This window comes from Methylosinus sp. R-45379, from assembly GCF_001644125.1.
GTDB lineage: Bacteria > Pseudomonadota > Alphaproteobacteria > Rhizobiales > Beijerinckiaceae > Methylosinus.
On record NZ_LUUM01000209.1, the window covers coordinates 1 to 1088 of the forward strand.

At 59.2% G+C, this 1088-nt stretch carries 1 protein-coding gene; it reads left to right on the forward strand.

Translation table 11 applies throughout. The annotated features are described in order from the left end of the window. Positions 1 to 886: hypothetical protein (locus tag A1351_RS24655; protein WP_210178252.1), on the forward strand; the 886-nt coding region annotated here is incomplete at its 5' end. Positions 887 to 1088 lie beyond the last annotated feature (202 nt).

Consider the following 1088-nt stretch of genomic DNA (forward strand, 5'->3'; position numbering starts at 1 on the left):
AGATACGCGCACCTCCATGTTCGGCTCGGGACGTCTTCCGACACGAGGAGGTCCCATGTTCTCATTTTTGACTCGACCTACTTATCGCCGCGAAACCCGCCGCCGAAACGTAACGAGGCTCGCCGTCGCTCTCCTGCTGCCGTTCACCGGTCCTGCCTTTGCCGGCGATCCTGTTCCGGTTACGGAAAAAGGGCTCCCACAGACGGTTCATCCGACGTATGCGGAGAAGGGCGCGCCGCAATTCTCCTATCCGACCGGCTCGACCGACGTCGGCTCCGGGGGAGGGAACAATTCCGGAGGCGGCGGCAACATTGACTACACCGCTTGCAGCGGCTGCGATCCACTGCAAACGATGAACGCGCAATCCTGGGGCGGCCAGGCGTGCAACGCCGCGACGACCGTCGGCGTCAGCTGCGCGTCGCTCGCAGCCACTTGCGTCATGGAATCGGGCTGCAGAAACGTCCAGGGCGCTGGCACAGTCTCAGGGGCGTTTCAAATGACCAACGCGACTTATACGGAAACGATCAATGAGGCGGCGGCGGACAATCCGAACGCCGGGATCGACACCAGCCTCGCCGGCAAAAACGATCCCGCCAATCAAGCCTGGGGGGCGGCGCAATACGAATACAACGGCGCCACCTATCTGCAAGAGAACGGTGTCGAGAACCCGACTTTTACCGACGTGCGAGGCTATTACCAGTTTGGACCGAATTCTTCCGCCAACCTGGCCAAGGCTAGTAACAGTGATAACCTCGAAGAGATCGTTCAATTGTCACCGCAGGCGATGACAGCGAACGGAATCACTGCCACGACGACGGTCGGTGATTGGCGCCAGTCCATTGCCAATAGAGTCGGTCCCACCGCCCAACAGACCGTGTTGAATTAGACGCATTACGGGAAGGGAAATGCATCATGATCCCACTGCTCAATTCGATACTCAGCGCGAGTCTCCTCGTGCTCCAAACCGGAGGGGACGGGAACTTCACCCCGGTAAGACCGATCGAAGGCTATAAATGCTTCAGAATCTACGTCCCGGAGGAACGAAGATTTGATCCTACCGTGGCGCCTCCTGTATTCGTAGCCCCGAC